Annotated in this window: 18 protein-coding genes; 15 read left to right on the plus strand and 3 right to left on the minus strand. The window is 73.1% G+C overall.

Annotated elements, in window-relative coordinates; genetic code table 11:
- Window positions 1-61: 61 nt before the first annotated feature.
- The gene (miaB, locus tag BMW62_RS07995; protein WP_091930332.1) at window positions 62-1,552 is read left to right on the plus strand and encodes a tRNA (N6-isopentenyl adenosine(37)-C2)-methylthiotransferase MiaB; all 1,491 of its coding nucleotides are present in this window, start codon (window positions 62-64) and stop codon (window positions 1,550-1,552) included.
- A 73-nt stretch (window positions 1,553-1,625) separates the two neighbouring features.
- On the opposite strand, the gene BMW62_RS08000 is transcribed toward miaB, so the two are convergent.
- Window positions 1,626-3,092 (minus strand): DUF349 domain-containing protein, encoded by a 1,467-nt coding sequence (locus tag BMW62_RS08000; protein ID WP_091930333.1) that lies wholly within the window; start codon window positions 3,090-3,092, stop codon window positions 1,626-1,628.
- A gap of 40 nt (window positions 3,093-3,132) precedes the next feature.
- On the opposite strand from BMW62_RS08000, the gene BMW62_RS08005 reads away from it, so the two are divergent.
- The 6 genes from BMW62_RS08005 to BMW62_RS08030 all read left to right on the plus strand — a co-directional run bounded on the left by BMW62_RS08005 (window position 3,133) and on the right by BMW62_RS08030 (window position 9,124).
- Window positions 3,133-3,858 carry a class III extradiol ring-cleavage dioxygenase family protein gene (locus tag BMW62_RS08005; RefSeq protein ID WP_091930334.1) on the plus strand — a complete coding sequence of 242 codons (726 nt, stop codon included), beginning with the start codon at window positions 3,133-3,135 and terminating at the stop codon, window positions 3,856-3,858.
- Window positions 3,855-4,811 carry a tRNA (adenosine(37)-N6)-dimethylallyltransferase MiaA gene (gene miaA, locus BMW62_RS08010; protein ID WP_244523906.1) on the plus strand — a complete coding sequence of 319 codons (957 nt, stop codon included), beginning with the start codon at window positions 3,855-3,857 and terminating at the stop codon, window positions 4,809-4,811. Before BMW62_RS08005 ends, miaA begins: the two co-directional genes overlap by 4 nt.
- A complete protein-coding gene (gene dapF / locus BMW62_RS08015; RefSeq protein WP_091930336.1) occupies window positions 4,808-5,680 on the plus strand; it encodes a diaminopimelate epimerase in 873 nt (290 codons plus the stop codon). The genes miaA and dapF overlap by 4 nt, the downstream gene beginning before the upstream one ends.
- Before the next feature lie 172 nt (window positions 5,681-5,852).
- Window positions 5,853-7,316, plus strand: coding sequence for a GTPase HflX (gene hflX / locus BMW62_RS08020; protein WP_091930455.1), 1,464 nt, complete (start codon window positions 5,853-5,855; stop codon window positions 7,314-7,316).
- Between the two features lie 58 nt (window positions 7,317-7,374).
- On the plus strand, window positions 7,375-8,097 hold the full coding sequence (locus BMW62_RS08025) for a phosphatase PAP2 family protein (RefSeq protein WP_244523907.1): 723 nt from the start codon (window positions 7,375-7,377) through the stop codon (window positions 8,095-8,097).
- Complete coding sequence (locus tag BMW62_RS08030; protein WP_091930338.1) at window positions 8,069-9,124, plus strand: SMP-30/gluconolactonase/LRE family protein; 1,056 nt, start codon at window positions 8,069-8,071, stop codon at window positions 9,122-9,124. The genes BMW62_RS08025 and BMW62_RS08030 overlap by 29 nt, the downstream gene beginning before the upstream one ends.
- A gap of 4 nt (window positions 9,125-9,128) precedes the next feature.
- Here BMW62_RS08030 and BMW62_RS08035 read toward each other — a convergent pair whose 3' ends face one another.
- On the minus strand, window positions 9,129-9,884 hold the full coding sequence (locus BMW62_RS08035) for an IclR family transcriptional regulator (protein ID WP_170852275.1): 756 nt from the start codon (window positions 9,882-9,884) through the stop codon (window positions 9,129-9,131).
- Window positions 9,885-9,996: 112 nt separating this feature from the next.
- Here BMW62_RS08035 and BMW62_RS08040 point away from each other — a divergent pair, with 112 nt between their 5' ends.
- From BMW62_RS08040 to BMW62_RS08060, 5 genes are all read left to right on the plus strand, one after another.
- On the plus strand, window positions 9,997-11,289 hold the full coding sequence (locus BMW62_RS08040) for a CaiB/BaiF CoA transferase family protein (protein WP_091930339.1): 1,293 nt from the start codon (window positions 9,997-9,999) through the stop codon (window positions 11,287-11,289).
- On the plus strand, window positions 11,286-12,470 hold the full coding sequence (locus BMW62_RS08045; RefSeq protein WP_091930340.1) for an ABC transporter ATP-binding protein: 1,185 nt from the start codon (window positions 11,286-11,288) through the stop codon (window positions 12,468-12,470). The genes BMW62_RS08040 and BMW62_RS08045 overlap by 4 nt, the downstream gene beginning before the upstream one ends.
- A 62-nt stretch (window positions 12,471-12,532) precedes the next feature.
- The gene (locus tag BMW62_RS08050; protein ID WP_170852276.1) at window positions 12,533-13,624 is read left to right on the plus strand and encodes an ABC transporter substrate-binding protein; all 1,092 of its coding nucleotides are present in this window, start codon (window positions 12,533-12,535) and stop codon (window positions 13,622-13,624) included.
- 55 nt (window positions 13,625-13,679) lie between these two features.
- Window positions 13,680-15,515: an ABC transporter permease gene (locus tag BMW62_RS08055; RefSeq protein WP_091930342.1), complete on the plus strand. Its 1,836-nt coding sequence runs from the start codon at window positions 13,680-13,682 to the stop codon at window positions 15,513-15,515.
- Window positions 15,512-16,300, plus strand: a complete 789-nt coding sequence (locus tag BMW62_RS08060; protein WP_091930343.1) for an enoyl-CoA hydratase/isomerase family protein — start codon at window positions 15,512-15,514, stop codon at window positions 16,298-16,300. The genes BMW62_RS08055 and BMW62_RS08060 overlap by 4 nt, the downstream gene beginning before the upstream one ends.
- Before the next feature lie 65 nt (window positions 16,301-16,365).
- Here BMW62_RS08060 and lexA read toward each other — a convergent pair whose 3' ends face one another.
- Window positions 16,366-17,130 (minus strand): transcriptional repressor LexA, encoded by a 765-nt coding sequence (lexA, locus tag BMW62_RS08065; RefSeq protein ID WP_091930344.1) that lies wholly within the window; start codon window positions 17,128-17,130, stop codon window positions 16,366-16,368.
- Window positions 17,131-17,596: 466 nt separating this feature from the next.
- On the opposite strand from lexA, the gene BMW62_RS08070 reads away from it, so the two are divergent.
- The 3 genes from BMW62_RS08070 (at window position 17,597) to BMW62_RS08085 (ending at window position 22,717) form a co-directional block, all read left to right on the plus strand.
- Window positions 17,597-17,851, plus strand: coding sequence for a LysM peptidoglycan-binding domain-containing protein (locus tag BMW62_RS08070; RefSeq protein WP_211435038.1), 255 nt, complete (start codon window positions 17,597-17,599; stop codon window positions 17,849-17,851).
- A gap of 1,320 nt (window positions 17,852-19,171) precedes the next feature.
- The gene (gene nrdR / locus BMW62_RS08080; RefSeq protein WP_211435039.1) at window positions 19,172-19,693 is read left to right on the plus strand and encodes a transcriptional regulator NrdR; all 522 of its coding nucleotides are present in this window, start codon (window positions 19,172-19,174) and stop codon (window positions 19,691-19,693) included.
- A gap of 144 nt (window positions 19,694-19,837) precedes the next feature.
- Complete coding sequence (locus BMW62_RS08085) at window positions 19,838-22,717, plus strand: vitamin B12-dependent ribonucleotide reductase (protein WP_091930346.1); 2,880 nt, start codon at window positions 19,838-19,840, stop codon at window positions 22,715-22,717.
- Window positions 22,718-22,738: the final 21 nt, after the last annotated feature.

Consider the following 22,738-nt stretch of genomic DNA (forward strand, 5'->3'; position numbering starts at 1 on the left):
TATCGAATGTCGATAGCAATGACAATCGTTGTGCCCGCCGGGACGTACCCTTCCTCCTGTCATGAGCAGCGCAGCGCAGAGCCCCGCGCGCACCTACCGGGTGCGGACCTACGGGTGCCAGATGAACGTCCACGACTCCGAGCGGCTGTCCGGCTTGCTGGAGGCGGCCGGGTACGCCGCCGCCGCGGACGGGGACGACGCGGACGTCGTCGTCCTCAACACCTGCGCGGTGCGCGAGAACGCCGACAACCGCCTGTACGGCAACCTCGGTCACCTGCGCCCGGTCAAGGACGCCCGCCCCGGCATGCAGATCGCCGTCGGCGGCTGCCTGGCGCAGAAGGACCGCGGCGAGATCGTCCGGCGCGCGCCCTGGGTCGACGTCGTCTTCGGCACGCACAACGTCGGCTCGCTGCCGGCGCTGCTCGACCGCGCCCGGCACAACGCCGAGGCGCAGGTCGAGATCGTCGAGTCGCTCGAGGTCTTCCCGTCCACGCTGCCGGCCAAGCGGGACTCGGCCCACTCCGGCTGGGTGTCGATCAGCGTCGGGTGCAACAACACCTGCACGTTCTGCATCGTCCCGGCGCTGCGCGGCAAGGAGAAGGACCGCCGCCCGGGCGAGATCCTGGCCGAGGTGCAGGCGCTGGTCGACCAGGGCGTGCTCGAGGTGACCCTGCTGGGCCAGAACGTGAACAGCTACGGCAGCGACTTCGGCGACCGCGGCGCGTTCGCCGACCTGCTGCGGGCCACCGGCCGCATCGAGGGGCTGGGGCGCATCCGCTTCACCAGCCCGCACCCGGCGATGTTCACCGACGACGTCATCGCCGCGATGGCCGAGACGCCGGCGGTCTGCCACCAGCTGCACATGCCGCTGCAGTCGGGCTCGGACGACGTCCTCAAGCGGATGCGGCGCGCCTACCGGCAGGAGCGCTACCTCGGGATCATCGACCGGGTCCGCGCCGCCATGCCCGAGGCCGCGATCACCACCGACATCATCGTCGGCTTCCCGGGCGAGACCGAGGAGGACTTCCAGCAGACGCTGGAGGTGGTCCGGCGCGCCCGGTTCGCCAGCGCCTTCACCTTCCAGTACTCCAAGCGCCCCGGGACGCCGGCCGCGGAGATGGAGGGGCAGCTGCCCAAGGAGGTCGTGCAGGAGCGCTACCTCCGGCTCACCGCGCTGCAGGACGAGATCAGCTGGGACGAGAACCGGAAGCTGGTCGGCCGGCAGGTCGAGCTGCTCGTCGCGGCGGGGGAGGGGAGCAAGGACGCCGCGCGCGGCCGGCTCTCCGGCCGGGCCCGCGACGGGCGCCTCGTGCACTTCGGGGCGGGCGGGGAGGCCATGGCCGGGGTGCGGCCGGGCGACATCGTCGAGACCGTCGTCACCCAGGCTGCGCCGCACCACCTCGTGGCCGACGGCCCGCTGCTGTCCCACCGGCGCACCCGGGCCGGGGACGCTTCGGAGGTAGGGCGGAAGCCCACGACGCCGGGCGTCTCGCTCGGCATGCCGCAGATCGGCGTCCCCGCCCCGCTGCCGGTGCTCACGTCCGGCTGCTGAACCGGGGGCATAGGAAGCTCTACCTACGGGAGCGCGAGCAGAAGCGCAGGTAAAGCTTCCTATGCCTGGGTGCCTACCGGCGGGCGGACTTCTCTGCCTCGGCGAGCCACTCCCGGCGGGTCGCCAGGTTGGCCTGCGCCTCGTCGATCCGGCGCTCGTCGCCCGCTGCCTCGGCCTTGGCCAGCTGCTCCTCGGCCTTGGTGACGGCGGCCCGCATCGAGGCGACCATCGGGTTCTCCGGGGCGGTGCGCACCCGGCCGGCGTCGGCGGCGCCGCGGACCTTCTGCTCCACGGCCGTCATGCGGTCCTCGAGCTGGCGCATGACGGCGCGCGGCACGTGCCCGATGGCGTCGTAGCGCTCCTGGATCTTCCGCAGCGCGTTCTGCGCACCCCGCAGGTCCTTGCCCGGGTCGAGCTGCTCGGCCTCGGCCAGCAGCTCCTCCTTCGCCTGCTGGTTGGCGACCTGCTCGGCGTCACGCGCCTTGTCCTGCTCGGCGCGGGCGCCGAAGAAGACGTCCTGCGCGGCCCGGAACTGCTTCCACAGGTCGTCGTCGCCGTCCCGGCCGGTGCGCGGCACCGCCTTCCAGCGGTCCATCAGCGAGCGCATGGCGGCGCTGGTGGCGCCCCATTCGGTCGACGTCGACAGCCGCTGCGCCTCCGTGATCAGCTCCTGCTTGGCTGCGCGGGCCTCGCCGCGCTGGGCGTCGAGCTGCGCGAAGTGGGCGCCGCGGCGGCGGCCGAAGGCGTCCCGGGCGGCGGCGAAGCGCTGCCACAGCGCGTCGTCGGTCTTCCGGTCGATGCCGCGGATGGTCTTCCACTCCTCGACGATCGCCTTGAGGCGGTCACCGGCGGCCTTCCACGACGTCGACTCGGCGGCGATCTGCTCGGCCTCGGCCGCCAGCGCCTCCTTGCGCGCCACCTGCGCCGCGCGGGCGGCGGCCTTCTCGGCCCGGTACTCCACGGCGGCGGCCTCGGCGGTCGCCACCATGGCGCGGGCCCGGGCGGCGAGGCCCTCCAGGTCACCGACGGCGGCGGCGGCCGGGATCGACCCGGCCAGCCCCTCCGCCTTGGCCTTGATCTCCCCGGGGTTGCCGGTGTGCGCCTTGAGCCGGGCCTCGAGCAGCGACACCTCGGTGGCGAGGTCGTCGTAGCGGCGGCCGTAGTGGGCCAGCCCGGCCTCGGCGTCCCCGGCCTGCCAGGAGCCGACCTCGCGCTCGCCGTCGGTGGTGCGCACGAAGACGGTGCCCTGTTCGTCCACGCGGCCCCACTGCGCCGGGTCGCTGACCACGGTCTCCACCGGGGCGGCGGGCGGCGCCGGAGCGGGCGCCGGTGAGGGGACCGCCGGCGGTCCCGGCTCCCCGGCGGGGTCGGGGAGCGCCGCGTCCGCGGGCGCCGGCGCCGCCGGCGTACCGGCCGCGGGGGTCACCGCGTCGGAGCCGCCGGTCGGCGTCGCCACCTCGGGGGCGGGGGTCTCGGTGGTCTCCGCAATCGGCGGAGCGGCCTGCTGCACCCCGTTGCCGGGGTCGTCCGTGCTCGACACGTCCGGCAGTGTCCCACGTCGCATCGGCGACACTGCTGCCGTGACCTCTCTCCCCGGCGGTGTCCCGGCCCGGGCGCCTCGTCCGTCGGCCGCCGTCGCGTTCTGCCCGTGCCCGCCGCTGCTGGTCCCGGCGGTGGAGGGGCGGCCCTCGCCGGAGACCGCGGCCCTGCGGGCGGCCTGCGTCGAGGCGGTCACCGCCCTGCTCGGCGCCCGGCCCGAGGTGGTCGTGGTCGTCGGTCCGGGCGCGGTGCCGGGCGAGCGGTTCGGCGCCGGGGACAGCGGCGACCTCCGCGGCTTCGGCGTCGACCTCGAGCTGCCCTTCGACGGCCGGCCGCGGCCGGGCGGGCACCGGCTGCCGACGGCGCACGCGGTGGGCGCCTGGCTGCTCGACCAGGTGGCGTTCGCCGGCAACCGCCTCGGCGTCGGCCCGGCCGACGTGGGGCAGCTGCTGCGCGACCTGCCGCCCACGGTCGGCGTGCTGGCGATGGGCGACGGTTCGGCGCGGCGCACGGTCAAGGCCCCCGGCTACCTGGACCCCGCTGCCGAGCCGTTCGACGCCGCCGTCGCGACCGCCCTCGCCACGGGGGACGCCGCCGCGCTGGCGACGCTGGACCCGGGGGACGGGGAACGCCTGCTCGCCGCCGGCGTGCCCGTCTGGCGCGCGGTGGGAGCCGCGCTCGCCGGCCGGCACGTCACCGCCCGGCTGCGCCACGACGCCGCACCGTTCGGGGTGGGCTACCCGGTCGCCGACTGGGTGGTGGCGTGAGCGGAGCGTCCCGCGGCAGCGAACCCGTGGCACCGACCGCGCCGCCGGTCGTCGCGGTCGTCGGTCCGACGGCCACCGGCAAGACCGCGCTCGCCGTCGAGCTGGCCCGGCGGCTGGGCGGCGAGGTGGTCAACGCCGACTCGATGCAGCTCTACCGCGGCATGGACATCGGCACCGCCAAGCCCGACCTCGCCGAACGAGGCGGGGTGCCGCACCACCTGCTCGACCTGTGGCACGTGCGCGAGCCCGCGTCGGTGGCCGGGTACCGCCGCCGCGCGCGGGCCGAGATCGACCGGCTGCGGGCCGCCGGCAGGCTGCCGCTGCTCGTCGGCGGCTCGGGGCTGTACGTGCGCGCCGTCCTCGACGAGCTGGACTTCCCGGGCACCGACCCGGCGGTGCGCGCCCGGCTGGAAGGCGAGCTCGCCGCCGAGGGGCCGGCCGCGCTGCACGCCAGGCTCGCCGCGCTCGACCCCGCGGCCGCTGCGGCCGTCCTGCCGAGCAACGGACGGCGGATCGTGCGCGCCCTGGAGGTCATCGAGCTGACCGGCGGGCCGTTCCGTGCAGAGCTGCCCGAGCCACGCCCGCACTACCCGGCCGTGGTGCTGGGGCTGGACCGCGAGCCCGCGGAGCTCGACGCCCGGGTCGCCGCACGGGTCGAGCGCATGTGGGCCGCGGGCTTCGTCGACGAGGTCGCGGCGCTGGCCGCCGACGGGCTCCGCGAGGGGCCGACGGCCTCGCGCGCGCTCGGCTACGCCCAGGTGCTGGCGCAGTTCGACGGCGTCCTGTCCGCCGAGGAGGCGCGCGAGCGCACCGTCACCACGACCCGCCGGTTCGTCCGCCGGCAGCGCTCCTGGTTCCGCCGGGACGCCACCACGACGTGGTTCGACGCGGCGCGGGCCGACCTGGCCGACGCCGCGGCCGCGCTGATCACCGCGCCTACGATCGACCGGTGACCTCCCCGCCCCGCGTGCTCATCGGCCACGGCACCGAGAACGACTTCGTCGTCCTGCCCGACCCCGATGGCGACGTGTGGGCCGGCGACCGCCTGGACGCCGCGATGGTCCAGCGGCTGTGCGAGCGCCGGACCGGCCTGGGCGGGGACGGCGTGCTGCGGCTGGTGCGCAGCGCGCACGTGCCCGATGCGGCGGACGTCCTGGGTGACGACCTCGGCCGCTGCGAGTGGTTCATGGACCACCGCAACGCCGACGGCTCCTACGCCGAGATGTGCGGCAACGGCATCCGGCTGTTCCTGCATGCGCTGGTCGCCGAGGGACTCGTCGACCGCCAGGCATGCACCGACGGTCTGCTGGTCGGCACCCGCGGGGGCGCCCGGCGCGTCGGGGCCGGCGCCGAGGGCGGCTACTGGGTGGACATGGGTCCCGCCCGCCTTTTCGGCGAGGGCTCGGCGGAGCTCGACGGCCGGACCTTCGACGGCGTCGCGGTCAGCATGGGCAACCCCCACCTGGCCTGCCTCACCGACGTGCCCGTCGAGCAGCTCGATCTGACCGGCACGCCCGCGTTCGACCCGGCGCTGTTCCCCGAGGGGGTCAACGTCGAGATCGTCAACGTCCTCGAGGCGGGCGTCCACGTGCGGCTGCGGGTCTCCGAGCGCGGGGTGGGGGAGACGCGGTCGTGCGGGACCGGCGCGTGCGCCGCGGCCTATGCGGCGCTGCGGGCCGAGGGCGCGACCGAGGGCACGGTCGTCGTCGACGTCCCCGGCGGCCGCCTGTCGGTGCGCGTGACGTCCGCGACGACGGTGCTCAGCGGCCCGGCCGTCCTGGTCTCGGCCGGCGTCCTGTGCCCGGAGTGGCTGCAGGGCTGACCCCGGTCACCGGGGCCGGCGCCGGCCGGCCCAGGGGCGTCCGGGCACGGCCGTCCGCCACCGCCGTGCCGCCACCCGCCGTCGGTCGGGATGCATGCGGGCGGCTCGTGCGTTGCACAGGGCGATGACAACTCAGGTGCTTTCGCCGAAGGACCGTGCCACGCTGGAGACGATGACGACCGCCCCCGATGCCCTGCCCGTCGACGAGCAGGCCGAGCTCGAGACCCGCCCTGCCCCTGCCGGGCGGTGGGACGAGGCCGACGACACGACCGGCTCCTACGCGCTCGAGGCGCGCGGCGCGCTGCGCCGGGTGGCCGGCCTCTCCACCGAGCTCGCCGACGTCACCGAGGTCGAGTACCGGCAGCTGCGGCTCGAGCGCGTCGTGCTCGTCGGGGTGTGGACCGAGGGCACCCAGGCCGACGCCGACCGCTCGCTGGCCGAGCTCGCCGCCCTCGCCGAGACGGCCGGCTCGCAGGTGCTCGAGGCCGTCAGCCAGCGCCGCGACAAGCCCGACGCCGCCACCTACGTCGGCTCGGGCAAGGCGGCCGAGATCCGCGACATCGTGGCCGCGACCGGCGCCGACACCGTGATCTGCGACGGCGAGCTCACGCCCGGCCAGCTCAACCAGCTGGAGAAGGTGCTCAAGGTCAAGGTGGTCGACCGGACAGCGCTGATCCTCGACATCTTCGCCCAGCACGCGACCAGCCGGGAGGGCAAGGCGCAGGTCGAGCTCGCCCAGATGCAGTACATGCTGCCGCGGCTGCGCGGCTGGGGTGAGTCCATGTCCCGGCAGGCCGGTGGCCGGGTCGCCGGCGGTGGCGGCATCGGTACCCGCGGTCCGGGTGAGACGAAGATCGAGACCGACCGGCGGCGCATCCGGGCCCGCGTGAGCAAGCTGCGGCGCGAGATCGCCGGCATGGCGACCGCCCGGGCCACCCAGCGCTCCAGCCGCGACCGCAACGCGACGCCGAGCGTCGCGATCGCCGGGTACACCAACGCCGGCAAGTCCAGCCTGCTCAACCAGCTCACCGGCGCGGGCGTGCTGGTGGAGAACGCGCTGTTCGCCACCCTCGACCCGACGGTCCGCCGGGCTCAGTCGCCCGACGGCCGGGAGTACACGCTGACCGACACCGTCGGCTTCGTGCGCCACCTGCCCCACCAGCTCGTGGACGCCTTCCGCTCCACGCTGGAGGAGGTGGCCGCGGCCGACCTGCTGCTGCACGTGGTCGACGGCTCCGACCCCGATCCGCTCGGCCAGATCGACGCGGTGCGCGTGGTGCTGAACGAGATCGACGCCGCCGCGGTGCCCGAGCTGATCGTGGTCAACAAGGTCGACGCGATGAGCGAGGAGGACATCCTCATGCTCCGGCAGGCCCTGCCGGGTGCGGTCTGGGTGTCCGCGCGCACGGGGGTCGGCATCGACACGCTGCGCAGGCTGGTGGCCGAGCGGCTCCCGCACCCCGACGTCGACGTCGACGTGCTCGTGCCCTACGAGCGCGGTGACCTGGTGGCCCGGGTGCACCGCGACGGCGAGGTGCTCGGCGAGCTCCACGAGGCCAGCGGGACACGGCTCACGGCCCGGGTCGACGGCGCCCTGGCGGCGCTGCTCGAGGAGTTCGCGGTCCCGGTCGGCTGAGCGCGACGCGTCGACCGTCGCGGATCACGATCCGGTCACGGGCCGGTACCGTGGCGGCGTGACCAGAGGCGCGGTGCGGGTGATCGATGCACCGCGCGCCGCCCCCGTCGTCCCGGTCGGCCGTCCGCCGTGGTGGCTGGTCGTCGCGGCGCTGCTGGTCGGTGTGCTGCTCTCGGCCGACCTGCTGGCCCACGGCCCGTCCGAGCGGCTGGACCTGCGGGTGTCCGAGATCGTCAGCGACTGGGGGCTGCGGGACACCACCGGCTACCCGGCGGTCTGGGTGGTCACCCAGATCGGCGGGCGCGTGACGATCCTCGTCGTGCTCGCCGTCCTGATCGGCTACCTCTTCTGGCGGCGGGGGGCCTGGCTGCCGGCCGCCCGGGTGCTCCTCGCCCTGGGGCTGCTGACCGCCGGGGTCTACGCGATCAAGCACGGTCTCGGCCGCACGGCCCCGGCGTTCCCCGGGTCCTACTTCTTCCACTCCGACGGCGTCTCGTTCCCCTCGGGCCACGTCGCCAACGCGGTGCTCATGTGGGGTGTCGCCCGCTGGCAGGCGGTCGAGTACGGTCTGCCGGCCGCGGTGCAGCGGACCTTCTGGTGGCTGAGCGTGGTCGGGCCGGTCGCCACCGGCGTGGCCATGGTGTCGCTGGACTTCCACTGGATCACCGACGCGGTCGTGGGCGCAGCCGTCGGGATCGTCCTGTTGGGCGTGGTTCATGCACTGGACGAGATGGTTCTGTCACGCTGGGTACGTGCCCGAGCAGGCCGTCCCCGTTCCTGACCGCGCCCGGAGGTGCCGGCTCGTCGTCGCGAGCACCCTGGCCGGCGGCGTGGTGGTGCTCGCTCACGCTCCGGCTCTCGCGGAGGCGCCGACCGCGCCGGCGCCGGAGGTCCGGTGCTCGATCGCCGACCCACGGCTCGCCGAGCTCTCGGGGCTGGTGGTCGTGGGGGAGCAGATGCTCGCGCTCAACGACGGCGGCGAGCAGGTCACCGTCTACGGGCTGGACTCCTCGTGCGCGGTCGTCGACGTCCAGACCGGGGTGGTCGACCCCTTCGACCCCGAGGACCTCGGCGTGGCGCCCGACGGGAGCGTCTGGGTGGCCGACATCGGGGACAACGGCTCCGTCCGCCCGACCGTGGCCCTGCACGTCCTGCGGCCCGACGGCACGACGGCGCTGCACCGGCTGACCTACCCCGACGGCGCGCACGACGCCGAGGCGCTGCTCCTGGCGCCGGACGGGACGCCGTACCTCGTCACCAAGGAGGTCCTCGGGGCCAGCGGCGTCTACCGTCCCGCCGCAGCGCTGGTGGACGGCGGCACGGTGCCGATGGAGCGGGTGGGCTCGGTGAACGTCACGCTGACCGGGACCCCGGGCGGGCCGGTGGGCCGGGCCGGGCAGCTCCTGATCACCGGCGGTGCGGTCGCGGCGGACGGCAGCGCCCTGGCGCTCCGCACCTACACCGACGCCTACGTCTGGCCCCTGACCGGATCCGACGTCGTCGGCGCGCTGGCCGGGGAGCCGGTGCGGGTGGCGCTGCCGGAGTCACCCCAGGGCGAGGCCATCAGCTTCACGGCCGACAATCAGGCGCTGGTGGTCGCCAGCGAAGGTCTGCCCAGCGCCGTCACCGTGGTGCCCCTGCCGGCCCGGGCTGCCGCGTCGGGCCCGGCGCCCGCGGAGGTGCCGCTCCCATCCTTCGCCGAGCTGACCACCGGCTCGGACCGGTCGCCCATCGCCGCGGCCCTGATCGCGGCGACCGTGGCGACCGTCGTGGTCTGGCTGACCGGACGGCTGCGCCGCCGGTCCTGACCCGTCAGGCCTCCGGCCGCCAGCCGAGCTGCCGGCTGCACTCCTCCGCAGCCCTGGTGACCTGCTCGCCGAGTACCGGCCACAGGCGCCGGGGAAAGCGCTGGGAGGGCAGGGACAGGCTCAGGGTCGCCACCGGCAGGCCCGCGCGGTCCAGGATGGCGGCCCCGACGGCGGCGATGTCCGGATGCCGTGTCCCGACCGTGACCGCGTAGCCCTGCCGGCGCACGCGCGGCAGCTCCCGGAGCAATGCCTCCGGGTCGGTGTCGGTGTGCGGCGTGAGCGCCTCCAGCGGCGCCGCGCGCAGCAGGGCTGCGGCCCGCGGCTCGGGCATCGCGGCCAGGGCCGCCTTCCCGGACGCCGTCGTATGGAGGGGTGCGCCGTGCCCGACGGAGGTGTGCGTCCGCACCGGGTGGACGCCGTCGATCTTGTCGAGCAGGACGATCCGGCGGTCCTCCGGGACGGACAGGTGCACGGTCTCACCGGTCGCCGCAGAGAGCCGGTGCATCGCCGGCAGCGCGACGCGCCGGATCTCCTCGTCGCCCCGGTGCCGTGACCCGATGGCCTGGGCCTTGGCGGTGAGCGACCAGCGCGTGGGCTCCTCGGCGCCGGCGCGGATCCACCCCAGGTCCCCGAGCGTCAGCAGCATGCGCTGGACCGTCGACTTGGGGAGCTGCATGGACCGGGAGAGGTCGCTGACGCCGACCGGCTGCAGCTCCGAGACCGCCTCCAGGATAGCCAGCGCGACGGATACCGACCTCATGTGATTGACGCCACCTTTACTCCGACCTACTGTGGCGCGCACCACTTCGTGCCACTGCACGGCAAAGTGTGCCACACAGTGGCACAGCGCGCGCCGCCAGGGCGGTCGGGAGATGCACGTGTCGCACCAGGTCCCTCCAGGCGCCCTCTCGGGCGTGCGGGTCCTCGACCTCACCCAGGTCATGGCGGGGGCGTACTGCTCCATGCTGCTGGCCGACATGGGCGCCGATGTCATCAAGATCGAGCGGCCCGGAGGTGGGGACGACACCCGCCGGATGTCCCGCGGCCCGGACGTGGAGCACTCGCCGGCGTTCAACGCCATGAACCGCAACAAGCGCGGCATCGCCGTCGACCTGAAGGACCCCCGCGGTGCCGAGGTCGTCCGGCGGTTGGCCAGGGACGCCGACGTGCTCGTGGAGAACTTCCGCCCCGGGCTGCTGGACCGCTTCGGGCTCGGGCAGGAGGAGCTCCGGGCCGCGAACCCGGCGCTCGTCTACTGCTCCATCTCCGGCTTCGGCGCGACGGGCCCGTACGCCGGCCGCGGCGGCTACGACCTCATCGCCCAGGCGATGAGCGGGCTGATGAGCATGACCGGTGAGCCCGGGCGGCCGCCGGCCAAGGTCGGCGTCCCCATCTGCGACCTGAACGCCGGGGTGTTCGGCGCGTACGGCGTGCTGTCGGCCTACATCCACCGGCTGAGGACGGGGGAGGGGCAGTTCGTAGACACCTCACTGCTGGAGGCGGGGATCGCCTACACCGTCTGGGAGACGGCGATGTTCTTCAGCCTGGGCGACGTCGCCCGGCCGATGGGGTCGGCGCACCGGCTGTCGGCTCCCTACGAGGCGCTGCCCACGGCGGACGGATTCATCGCCATCGGTGCGGCCAACGACCGGAACTGGGAACGTCTGTGCTCCGCCCTCGGGATGGAGCGCCTGCTGCGGGACCCGCGGTTCGCGACCAACCCCGCGCGGATGGAGTACCGCTTCGAGCTGGCCGGCGAACTGGCGGCGACGCTGCGGCGGAGGACGACCGCCGAGTGGCTCGAGGTGCTGCACGCGGCGGGGGTGCCCAGCGGTCCCCTCTACGACATCGAGCAGGTCTACGCCGATCCGCACGTGCAGGCGCGGGACATGCTCGTCGAGACCGTGCACCCCCGGATGGGCACCGTCCGCCACATCGGTGCGCCGGTGAAGCTCTCCGGCACCCCGTCGACGATCCGCCGCCCGGCCCCCCTCCTCGGCCAGCACAGCCGCGAGGTGCTGGCCGAGGCCGGGATGCCCGCCGCGGAGATCGACGAACTCCTCGCCGCCGGTGTCCTCGTGACGACCCCGCCCGACGACGACCACGCCCGCCCGGCGCCCGGCGCGGGATCCAGCCCTCTCGATCCGACGGAGGTTCCCGCGTGACCCACCTCGTCCTGTCCGGACTGACCAAGAGCTTCGGCGCCGCACCGGTGGTCGATCAGGTCGACCTGACCATCGAGGAGGGCGAGGCCGTCGTCCTGCTCGGGCCCAGTGGCTGCGGCAAGACCACCTGCCTGCGCATGATCGCCGGCTTCGAACGCCCGGACGCCGGGGAGATCCGGCTGCGGGACAAGGTGCTGGCCGGACCCCGCATGTTCATCCCGCCGGAGCGCCGCCAGATGTCGGTCGTGTTCCAGAGCTACGCCCTCTGGCCGCACCTCAGCGTGCGGGAGAACGTCGGCTACGGGCCGACGACGGCGAAGGTGAGTCGGCCGGAGGTCCGCCGCCGGACCGACGAGGCGCTGGCCATGGTCCAGCTGGACGGTCTCGCCGACCGCTACGCCCACCAGCTCTCCGGCGGTCAGCAGCAGCGGGTCGCCCTCGCCCGCGCCCTGGTCAACGACCCGGCCCTGCTGCTGCTCGACGAGCCGCTGTCCAACCTGGACACCCGGCTGCGCGAGGAGATGCGCTCGGAGATCAAGCGGATCCACCGGTCGCTCGGGGTCACGATGGTCTACGTCACCCACGACCAAGCGGAGGCCCTGTCGCTGGCCGACCGGCTGGTGGTCATGCACGCCGGTCGCATCGTCCAGGTCGGGGCACCCGAGGAGGTCTACCGGCGGCCGCGGACCGGCTTCGTCGCCCGGGCCCTGGGCGCGACGAACCTGCTGCCCGCCACCGTGTGCGGTCCGCCGTCCGCCGACGGCGTCCCCCTCCGGCTGCCCGGGGGGATCACGGTGACCGCCCCCCGATCGGCGGACGTGGCCCTGCAGGCGGGCGACGAGGTGTCGGTGTCGATCCGGCCGGTCGACCTCCGGCTCACGTCCGGATCCGCCGGCGCGGCCGGGGGCGCGCGGGTCAGCGAGGCGCTGTTCTTCGGGGACCACGTGCAGTACGCCGTCGACCTGCCCGGCCTCGCCGAGCCGCTGAAGGCCACGGGCCCCAGCCTGGGCCGGTTCGACGCCGGCCAGGACGTCGTCGTGGAGGTGGACGGCACCGCGGTCGCCATCGTCAGCGACGGCCCGGGCGCCTCCGTCCCCGGCCGGGACGACCACCGACCGGGCCCCTCGGCCACCGGGGGCGCCACGCCCGCCCCAGCTCCGGCCCGGCGGTCCGCCGCGTGACCGGGATCCGTCGCTCCGCCGTCCGTCCACCGTCCGCGCCCGTCCGTCCGAGAAGAGGCACCGTGTCGACTCGTCCCACCGCCCGCCGCAGGAATGCCCTGTTCGCCGTTCCCCTGTCCGCCGTCCTCCTCGCCGGATGCGGCAACGGCTCCGAGCCGGCCGCCGGGGGCGGCGAGGGGGGCGCGGAAGCCGCCGGCATCGACGGCATCAGCGAAGAGCTCATCGCCGCCGCCCAGGAGGAGGGCGGAGTCGTGATCTACGCCGGCGGGCACACCCGTCCCGGGGTCGAGCTGCTCCAGCAGCGGATGCAGGAGCTCTTCGACATCGACGTGACCTTCACCCGGGAGGACTCCGGCTCGGTCGCCAACTCCGTCTCCGCGGAGCTGGCGAGCGGTTCCCTCAACGCCGACGTGGTCAGCCTCACCGACCCGGACACGCTGCAGCAGTGGGCGGACGAGGGCATCATCGCCGACCCCGAGATCCCCAATGCCGACGAGATCATCGACGGCCTCGACAACCCCGACAACCCGCAGGTGCCCTACAGCCTCGTGCCGCTCGGGATCATGTACAACGGCGCCAGCACCGATCCTGCCGACCTGCCGACCACGTGGGAGGAGTTCGCGTCCTCGGCCGAGGGCACGATCGTGAGCGCCGACCCGGGGGCCTCGGGCACCGCGCTCGCGTTCTACACGACGCTCACCGGTCTGTACGGGGAGGAGTGGCTCCAGCAGCTGTCCGAGCGCGAGGTGATCGTCACCGACAGCAGCCTGGCTCTCGCCCAGCTGGTGCTGACCGGCGAGGCCGACATCGGCGTCCCGGCGATCGAGTCTGCGGTGATCAGTGCGGCCGAGGAGGGGGAGCCGCTGGCGATCGCCTTCATGGAGGACGGCGTCCCGACCTTCACCAGCGAGCTCGCCATGCTCGCCGACGCCCCGAGGCCCAACGCCGCGAAACTCCTGATGCAGTACCAGCTCAGCGAGGACTATCAGAACGCGCTGGTCGAGCTCGGCGGACGGAGCGTGCTCGAGGGAGCTCCGCAGCCGGCCGAGGGAGCCGACCTCTCCGACGCCACGTTGCTTCCCGCCGACCTCGACGAGATCGCTGCCCGCGGAGACCAGGTGGTGGCCCGATTCGCCGAGCTGTTCAACCGGTGAGCACGGACGCGGTGCGGGCCGGCGCTCCCGCCGGCCCGGGCGAGGGGAGCGGGCCGTGACCCTGAGCCGCTCCGCGACCTCGACGGTCCCGGGCGCCGATCCGCGCGAGGGGTCGGCCTCCGGCCCGGCCGGGGGGCCGCCCTCCGGCCGGGCGCCGCGGCGCCGTCGGTCGACCGGGTTCGAGCGCGCCATGCGCTTGGTGTGGGTGCTGACGCTGCTGGCCCTGGTCGGCTATCCGATCGCGCAGGTGTTCGGGCAGAGCTTCGTGGCCGACGACGGCGGCCTCACGCTGTCGAACTACGGGTTGCTGGCCTCCGAGCCGCAGTTGCTCGAAGCGATCCGCAACTCGGTCTGGATCGCCTGCGGCACGGTGCTGGGCAGCCTCGTCGTCGGCCTTCCGCTGGCCTGGTTCACCGTGCGCACGGACATGCCGATGCGGCGGTTCTTCCGTGGCAGCGCCGTCCTCACCTTCGCGGCCCCCAGCTTCATCGCCGCGCTGGGCTGGGTGCTCCTCCTGGGGCCGCGCAACGGCGTGCTCAACACCGCGCTGATGTCGCTGTTCGGCCTGGGGGAGTCGCCGTTCAACATCTTCACGCCGTGGGGGATCATCTTCGTCCTGGCGCTGTTCCTCTACCCGCTGGTCTTCCTGCCGGTGTCGGCGGCCCTCGATGGCATCGACCCCGCCCTGGAACAGGCCGCGGCGAGCCTCGGCGCCTCCCGCTGGCGGGTGCTGCGGACGGTGACGTTCCCTGTCATCGCGCCGGCCCTCATCGCCGGCTCCATCCTGGTGTTCGTCTCCTCGGCGATCATCTTCGGCCCGGTGGCGATCCTCGGCGCCCCGACCGGGTTCCAGACCATCCCGACCGTGCTGCTGAGCCTCATGCAGTTCCCGCCGCGGATCGAGGTGGCGGCGGTGATCTCCGTGCCGATCCTCGTGATCATCGCGGCGCTGCTGCTGATCCAGCGCAAGATCGTGGGCGGCAGGAAGTTCACCGTCATCGGGGGCAAGCCGGGCCGGCAGGACCTCACGCACCTGGGCGCCGGTCGCTACGTGGCGGTGGCGTTCTGCGCGGCGGTCGTGGTGCTGAGCCTGGTCCTGCCGTTCGGCATGCTGCTGGTGACGTCGTTCCGCAAGGCCCTGGGCCGCCCGCTCGGGTGGGACAACTTCACCCTGACCGGCAACTACGAGGAGGTCTTCGGCAGGCCCCTCATCGCCGCAGCCATGGGCAACAGCTTCCTGCTGGCCATCGGCGGCACGGTGCTGGCCCTGGCAGTGGCGCTGCTCGCCTCGTGGTTGGTGCACCGCACCAAGGCGCGCAGCAACGCGGTGATTGTCGGTGCCATGGCCGCGCCGCTGGCCTTCCCGGGGGCGGTCCTCGGCATCGGGCTGATCATCGCCTACGCCGCCCAGCCGTTCGGGCTGGGCGGGACGCTGACGATCCTGCTGATCGCCTACACGGGCAGCGCACTGCCGCTGACGTTCGCCTACGTCCACGCCGGCATGGGTCAGATCGGTGCGGAGGTGGAGGAGGCCTCCCGCAGCTTGGGCGCCTCCTGGGCGCGCACCTGGCGCCGGATCACCGTTCCGCTGCTGCGGCCCTCACTGCTGGCGGCGGGTCTGCTCAACTTCGTGCTCCTCTTCCGGGAGCTGGAGATGTCGGTGTTCCTCTACACCGGCGCCAATCCGACGGTCGCCACGGTGCTCTACAACCTGGCGAGCGAGTCGCTCTACCAGCGGGTCGGTGCGCTTTCCGTGGTGATCCTGCTGATCAACATCGTGGTGACCGTCATCGCGATGCGCCTGCTCGACCGCAAGCCCGGCGAATCCACGCGGCGGTCCCGCCGCGACCCGTCCGTCGCACTCAACACACCCCCGGAGGAAGCAGCATGACCGTGACCACCACCGACGTCGGCAGCGGCGTCCACCTGCGCTACGAGACCCCGCACATCGCCGTCCTCACGCTGGACAGCCCGCCCTCCAACACCTTCAGCTGGGAGAGCCGGCGGTCGTTCATGAAGGCGCTGGACATCCTGGACGCCGACGAGAACGTCCGGTGCCTGGTGATCACCGGCGAGGGCCGGGCCTTCACCGCGGGAGCGCACCTGGGCGAGGACCAGTCCATGAGCGACGAGCAGCTGACCGACTACCTCGCCGAATTCAGCCGGGTGCTCAACGGCGTGCAGAACTTCCGGGCACCCGTGATCGCCGCCATCAACGGGGCCACGATCGGCGGCGGCCTGGAGTTCTCGCTCTGCTGTGACATCCGCATCGCATCGACGGAGGCGTTCTTCGTGGCCGCGGGTGTCAACGTGGGCCTCATCGTCAGCTTCTGGCGTCTGCCGCGCGTCATCGGGCTGGGGCCGGCCAAGGAGATCCTGCTGACCGGCGCCCGCTACACGGCCCAGCAGGCGCTCAACTGGGGACTGGTGACCGAGGTGCACGAGCCCGGCGACCTCATGCCCGCGGCGCTCGCGAAGGCCCAGCGCATCGCCACCCGCGCGCCGTTGTCGGTGGAGGTGACCAAGGAGGCCGTCACCGGGGCGTTCGAGATGGACTTCGCGCAGGGGCAAGCGCTGCAGACCAAGCGCTTCCTCGAGATGTTCCGCACCTCTGACCACCAGGAGGCGCTGCGGGCGTTCTTCGAGAAGCGGGACGGCGACTACCTGCGGCGCTGATCGTCCCCACAGACGTCGATGGCCGGCCGGGGGAGTCCCCCCGGCCGGCCATCGACGTCAGTGGCTCAGACCCGTCGGAGGACGCTCACGACCCGGCCGAGGATCGTCGCCTCGTCGCCGGGGATGGGCTCGTACGCCGGGTTGTGCGGCAGCAGCCAGACGTGGCCGTCGCGCCGCTTGTAGGTCTTGACCGTCGCCTCGCCGTCGATCATCGCGGCGACGATCTCGCCGTTCTCGGCAGTGGGCTGCTGGCGGACGACGACCCAGTCGCCGTCGCAGATCGCGGCCTCGACCATCGAGTCGCCGGCCACCTTGAGCATGAAGACCGTTCCCTCGCCGACGAGCTCGCGGGGCAGCGGGAAGACGTCCTCCACCGCCTGCTCGGCCAGCACCGGCCCACCGGCGGCGATCCGGCCGACGAGCGGGACGTAGGTCGGGGCGGAGGCCTGCTCGCCGTCGCCGATCACGGGCGGCTCGACGTGGGCGGCCGTGCTGCGGCCGGCATCCCCCGGCAGTCGGACGTCGAGTGCGCGCGGGCGGTTGGGGTCGCGCCGCAGCCACCCCTTCTTCTGCAGGACCGAGAGCTGGTGGGCGACCGAGGACGCCGACGACAGCCCCACGGCCTCGCCGATCTCGCGGACCGAGGGCGGGTAGCCCCGGCGGTCGATCGAGTCGCGGATCACCTCGAGGACGCGCCGCTGGCGCTGGGTGAGGCCGTCACCGTCGGCCGTGCGATCGGGGAACGCCCGCACCGAGGCGGTACCGCTCGCATCGGGGGCCGCCTTCCGGGTGCCTCGCCCGCCGCCGGAGGTCCCGTTCGAGTCCGCCACGTCTCCTCCTCGCCGGCTGCCCGTGCAGCGCTCGCCCGTCGTCGTCGCGTGAACGGTAGCGCTGATCGCCGACCAGTTCAAACACACGTTCGAAAGTTCTCCGTGTCGCATCGCTTCTGTCGGTCGCTTCCGGTAGACATCGGACAGGCGTTCGAATCGAACATGTGTTCGGGCCGGCGAGGTGCCGGTCGGGAGGGCAGGGAGCATGAACAGCGCTGCTGCGCTGCGGGTCCGCGGAGAGATGTCGGCCGATGTGTGCGGGGGGCGGTCCGCGACCGCGCCCGCCCGGCACCACAGGGTGCTGCCGCCGCCCCGCGCCTACGCAGATGCCGTCGCACCTCGCGCCGATCCGGGGCTGCCGGGTGACGGGGCGGGGTGGGTCCGGCGGCCGGCGACCGGTCGTCCGGCGATCGGTCCGGCGGCGGAGTCGCTGCCCCCGCTCCGGTTGACGGCACGAGGACGGCGCGTGGTCGCGGTGGTCGTGCTGCTCCTCGGCCTGGGTGTCGTCGCGCTGGGCGGCGCCGTCCTCGGCGATGACGGTGACGCGCTCGAGCTCATGGGGACGACCAAGGTCATCGTGGAGCCGGGTGACACGCTGTGGTCCATCGCGGGTGCGGCGGCCGGGGGGCGGGACGTGCGCGACGTCGTCGTCGACATCCGGCAGCTGAACCGGCTCGAGAGCGCTGCGATCAGGCCCGGCCAGGTGTTGGTGCTGCCCTGATCCGCCCCGGCGGACGCGCTTCGGTGGGCCGCAACAAGAGATTCACAAGCTCGGTCGCCGACTTCGTCAACCCTCCGTGTGGGCGTCTTCACGGTCCGTGCTCGTCACCCGCTTACGGTTACTGGGTGTCCAGCGTCATGGAGAACCGCGCCGCGGTGTTCACCCGCCAGCCCCAGGTCGTCGAGGTCCACCAGGCAGGGGCCTGGCGGGCGGGGGAGCTGCTGGGGTGGCGGCACGATGACGCGGGCGCGTGCCAGATGTGGGTCCGGGTCGTGTCGGACGGTGTCGAGCAGATGACGTGGACCGAGCTGGCCGCGGTACGGCTGCCAGAGCCCGCGTCCTCGGTCTCGCCCCCCGCGACGCAGGCGGTGCCTGCGCAAGCGGCCGCCATGCCGGGAGCTGCTCCGTCGACGGACCCGGACGCGACGGCCAGCCTCCCGCTGGTGCGGGACAGTCGTGGGGTGCAGTCGGCCACCTCTCGCACGGGCGGCCGTCGACGCGCGCCCGAGAGCGACGCGGTCCAGGGGGTGACGGCCTCGTCCGCGCCGGCGGCCCCGACCGGTCGCCACCGGGCTCCGGCGACCGCGCCGAGTCCCGTGGTCGGTCGGCACCGTGCTGCCGACACCGATCACCTCCGCCCCGTCGACGCGGGTGCGCCGGCGACCGCCCGCAGCAGCCGGCCGGGCGGCAGAGGGGTGCCCGCCGCGCATTCCGCCCATCCGGTCGAGAGGCGTGCGGTCGGGCACGGCTGGACGCCTCCCGCAGACCTCGAGCCCGATCTGCTCACCCGGCCGATGCGCCTGACCGACCAGGTGCCGCACGCACGGCGCCCTCGGGTGGGCGGCTCCGTCCGCGCCTGACGGATCGGCGCGGCCTTCGGTGGTGCCGCACCTCCCGCGGTGCCCTCCGCCGCCGACGCCCGTGGGTGGCGGCGGCCGTGGCGACCGTGGAACCCGCGCCGGGGTCAGTGGGGGGAGGGGTGCAGCGGTGTCATCGTGCGCGCTTCTTCGGTGTCGCCGCGGGCAGTTCCTCGGGGCCCGGTCGGGTCGACTTCCGGCGTGTCGTCGCGGTGCCCCTGTGACGGCTGGGGGCCGCTGTTCCGCCTGCGTACCGCAGTGTCGGGGTGGAACACGCCGAGCAAACGATCACTTGCACATCTTGTGGGCGCCGTCCTAGGGTTCCCCTACATCTAGTAGTTACAGAGCTGTAAGCCCGTCCACAGGCCCGTCCTCAGGTTCTCCCCGTCGCGTCCACCGGATGTCCCCAGGGAGCTCCACAGGCAGCCGGTGAGGGGCTCGTCGGCGAAGGAGGTGAACCACCGTGCGTTGCCCGTTCTGCCACAACGCCGACAGCCGGGTCATCGACTCGCGCGAGGCTGACGAGGGCGCCACCACCCGGCGCCGTCGCTCGTGCCCGGCGTGCGGTCGGCGGTTCACCACCGTCGAGGAGGCGGTGCTCGCCGTCGTCAAGCGCAACGGCGTCAGCGAGCCGTTCAACCGCAGCAAGGTCGTCGCCGGCGTCCGGCGGGCCTGCCAAGGCCGGCCGGTCGACGAGGACCAGCTCAAGCTCCTCGCCCAGCAGGTCGAGGACGCCATCCGCGCCAGCGGTGCCGCGGAGGTGCCGAGCAACGAGGTCGGCCTGGCCATCCTCGGTCCGCTGCGCGAGCTCGACGAGGTCGCCTACCTCCGGTTCGCCAGCGTCTACCGCTCCTTCACCTCGGTGGCCGACTTCGAGCGGGAGATCGCCGAGCTCAAGGCCCGGCAGTCCGGCGCGCCGCCGGGGGAGACGGGCCCGCCCGCGCCCCGGGAGCCGGTCCCGTCCGGCAGCTCCGCCGGCACCTGAGAACTGTCGGTGCCACCCGATAGACAGCAGTTCGAGCAGTTACCGATCGCGGCTCTTCCCCAGCCCCCGATCCGCCACCGCGCAGCACCACCGCGCAGCCCCGCGAAGCACCACGCGACACACGACCAGGGAGAGCTCCACACCATGACCGAGACCGACGACCGCGTGGCCGGCGCCCGCACCCGACGCAGCGCCAAGACGCCCGGCCGGGCCAAGGGCCTCAAGATCAAGCGTGTCTTCACCACCGCTGGTGTGCACCCGTACGACGAGGTGACCTGGGAGCGTCGCGACGTCGTCATGACCAACTGGCGGGACGGCTCGATCAACTTCGAGCAGCGCGGTGTCGAGTTCCCGGCCGAGTGGAGCATCAACGCCACCAACATCGTCACCACGAAGTACTTCCGCGGCGCGGTCGGCACCGCGCAGCGCGAGACCAGCCTGCGGCAGCTCATCGACCGGGTGGTGCTCACCTACACCGAGGCCGGCCGCGAGCACGGCTACTTCGCCACCGAGGGCGACGCAGAGATCTTCGAGCACGAGCTGACCTGGATGCTGCTGCACCAGTACTTCAGCTTCAACTCGCCCGTCTGGTTCAACGTCGGCACGAGCGCACCGCAGCAGGTCAGCGCCTGCTTCATCCTCGCCGTCGACGACGAGATGGACTCGATCCTGAACTGGTACCGCGAGGAGGGCCTGATCTTCAAGGGCGGCTCCGGTGCCGGCCTGAACCTCTCCCGGATCCGCTCCTCCAAGGAGCTGCTCTCCTCCGGTGGCACCGCCTCCGGACCGGTCTCCTTCATGCGCGGCGCCGACGCCTCCGCCGGCACCATCAAGTCCGGTGGTGCCACCCGCCGCGCGGCGAAGATGGTCGTCCTCGACATCGACCACCCCGACATCGAGGAGTTCATCGAGACCAAGGCGCGCGAGGAGGACAAGATCCGCGCGCTGCGCGACGCCGGGTACGACATGGACCTCGGCGGCAAGGACATCACCAGCGTCCAGTACCAGAACGCCAACAACTCGGTCCGCGTCTCGGACGAGTTCATGCGCGCGGTGGAGGAAGGCGACAAGTTCGGCCTCCGGGCCCGCCTCGACGGCTCGGTCATCGAGACCGTCGACGCCAAGTCGCTGTTCCGCAAGGTCACGCAGGCCGCGTGGGAGTGCGCCGACCCCGGCATCCAGTACGACGACACGATCAACGACTGGCACACCAACCCCGAGACCGGTCGCATCAACGCGTCCAACCCGTGCTCGGAGTACATGAGCCTGGACAACAGCTCGTGCAACCTGGCGTCGCTGAACCTCATGAAGTTCCTCAAGGACGACGGCACGTTCGACGCCAGGAACTTCGTGAAGGCCGTCGAGCTGGTCATCACCGCGATGGACATCTCGATCTGCTTCGCCGACTTCCCGACCGAGCCGATCGGTGAGACCACCCGGGCCTACCGCCAGCTGGGCATCGGCTACGCCAACCTCGGCGCCCTGCTCATGGCGACCGGCCACGCCTACGACTCGCGCGGTGGCCAGACGCTGGCCGCGGCCATCACCTCGCTGATGACCGGCACCGCCTACCGGCGCTCGGCCGAGCTCGCCGGCATCGTGGGCCCCTACGAGGGCTTCGCCCGCAACGCCGACGCCCACGCCCGCGTCATGCGCAAGCACGCCGCCGCCAACGACGCCATCCGCCCGGTCGGTGCCGACGACGCCGATGTGCTGAAGGTCGCCACGCAGCAGTGGCAGGAGTGCCTGGAGATCGGCGCCGACAACGGCTGGCGCAACGCCCAGGCCTCGGTGCTGGCCCCCACCGGCACGATCGGCTTCATGATGGACTGCGACACGACCGGCATCGAGCCGGACTTCTCGCTGGTCAAGTTCAAGAAGCTGGTCGGCGGCGGCTCCATGCAGATCGTCAACCAGACGGTGCCGCGGGCGCTGCGCAGCCTGGGCTACCAGGAGGAGCAGATCGAGGCGATCGTCGAGTACATCGCCGAGCACGGCCACGTCGTCGACGCGCCGAGCCTGCGCCCCGAGCACTACGAGGTGTTCGACTGCGCCATGGGGGAGCGGGCCATCTCCCCGATGGGCCACGTCCGCATGATGGCCGCGGTCCAGCCCTTCATCTCCGGCGCGATCAGCAAGACGGTCAACATGCCGGAGACGGCGACCGTCGAGGACGTCGAGACGATCTACTTCCAGGGCTGGAAGATGGGTCTCAAGGCGCTGGCGATCTACCGCGACAACTGCAAGGTCGGCCAGCCGCTGTCGGGCGGCAAGGGCAAGAACGACGGCACCAAGGCCGAGGAGAAGGTCGAGGCGGCCGCGCCCAGCGCCCTGTCGCACCCGGTGCGCAAGCGGCTGCCGAAGAAGCGGACGAGCGTCACCACCTCGTTCAGCGTCGCCGGCGCCGAGGGCTACATGACCGCCGGGATGTACGAGGACGGCAGCCTGGGTGAGGTGTTCCTGAAGCTCGGCAAGCAGGGCTCCACCCTCGCCGGTGTCATGGACGCCTTCTCGATCGGCATCTCGCTGGCGCTGCAGCACGGTGTGCCGCTGGAGACCTACATCCAGAAGTTCACCAACATGCGCTTCGAGCCGGCCGGCATGACCGACGACCCGGACATCCGGATCGCCCAGTCGGTGATGGACTACATCTTCCGTCGCCTGGCGCTCGACCACCTGCCGGTCGAGAAGCGCGCCAACCTCGGCATCTTCACCGCCGAGGAGCGCGCGGCGCAGGTCTCCGGCTACGGGGCCTCGGCGTCGACGGCCACCGTGCAGGAGGATGAGGTCGACCTGGAGCAGCTACGCGGCTCCGCGCCGATCGAGACCGCCAAGACGGAGGAGAAGGTCACCCCCGAGGGCCCGAAGTCCGTCAAGGAGGCGCACTCCTCGGCCGAGCTGCTCGAGCTGGTCACCGGCACCGCCACCGATGCGCCGCTGTGCATGACCTGCGGCACGAAGATGCGCCCGGCCGGCAGCTGCTACGTCTGCGAGGGCTGCGGCTCCACCAGCGGCTGCAGCTGAGCACGGTCGTCCTGACCGCGT

The organism is Blastococcus sp. DSM 46786 (genome assembly GCF_900109665.1).
GTDB lineage: Bacteria > Actinomycetota > Actinomycetes > Mycobacteriales > Geodermatophilaceae > Blastococcus > Blastococcus carthaginiensis.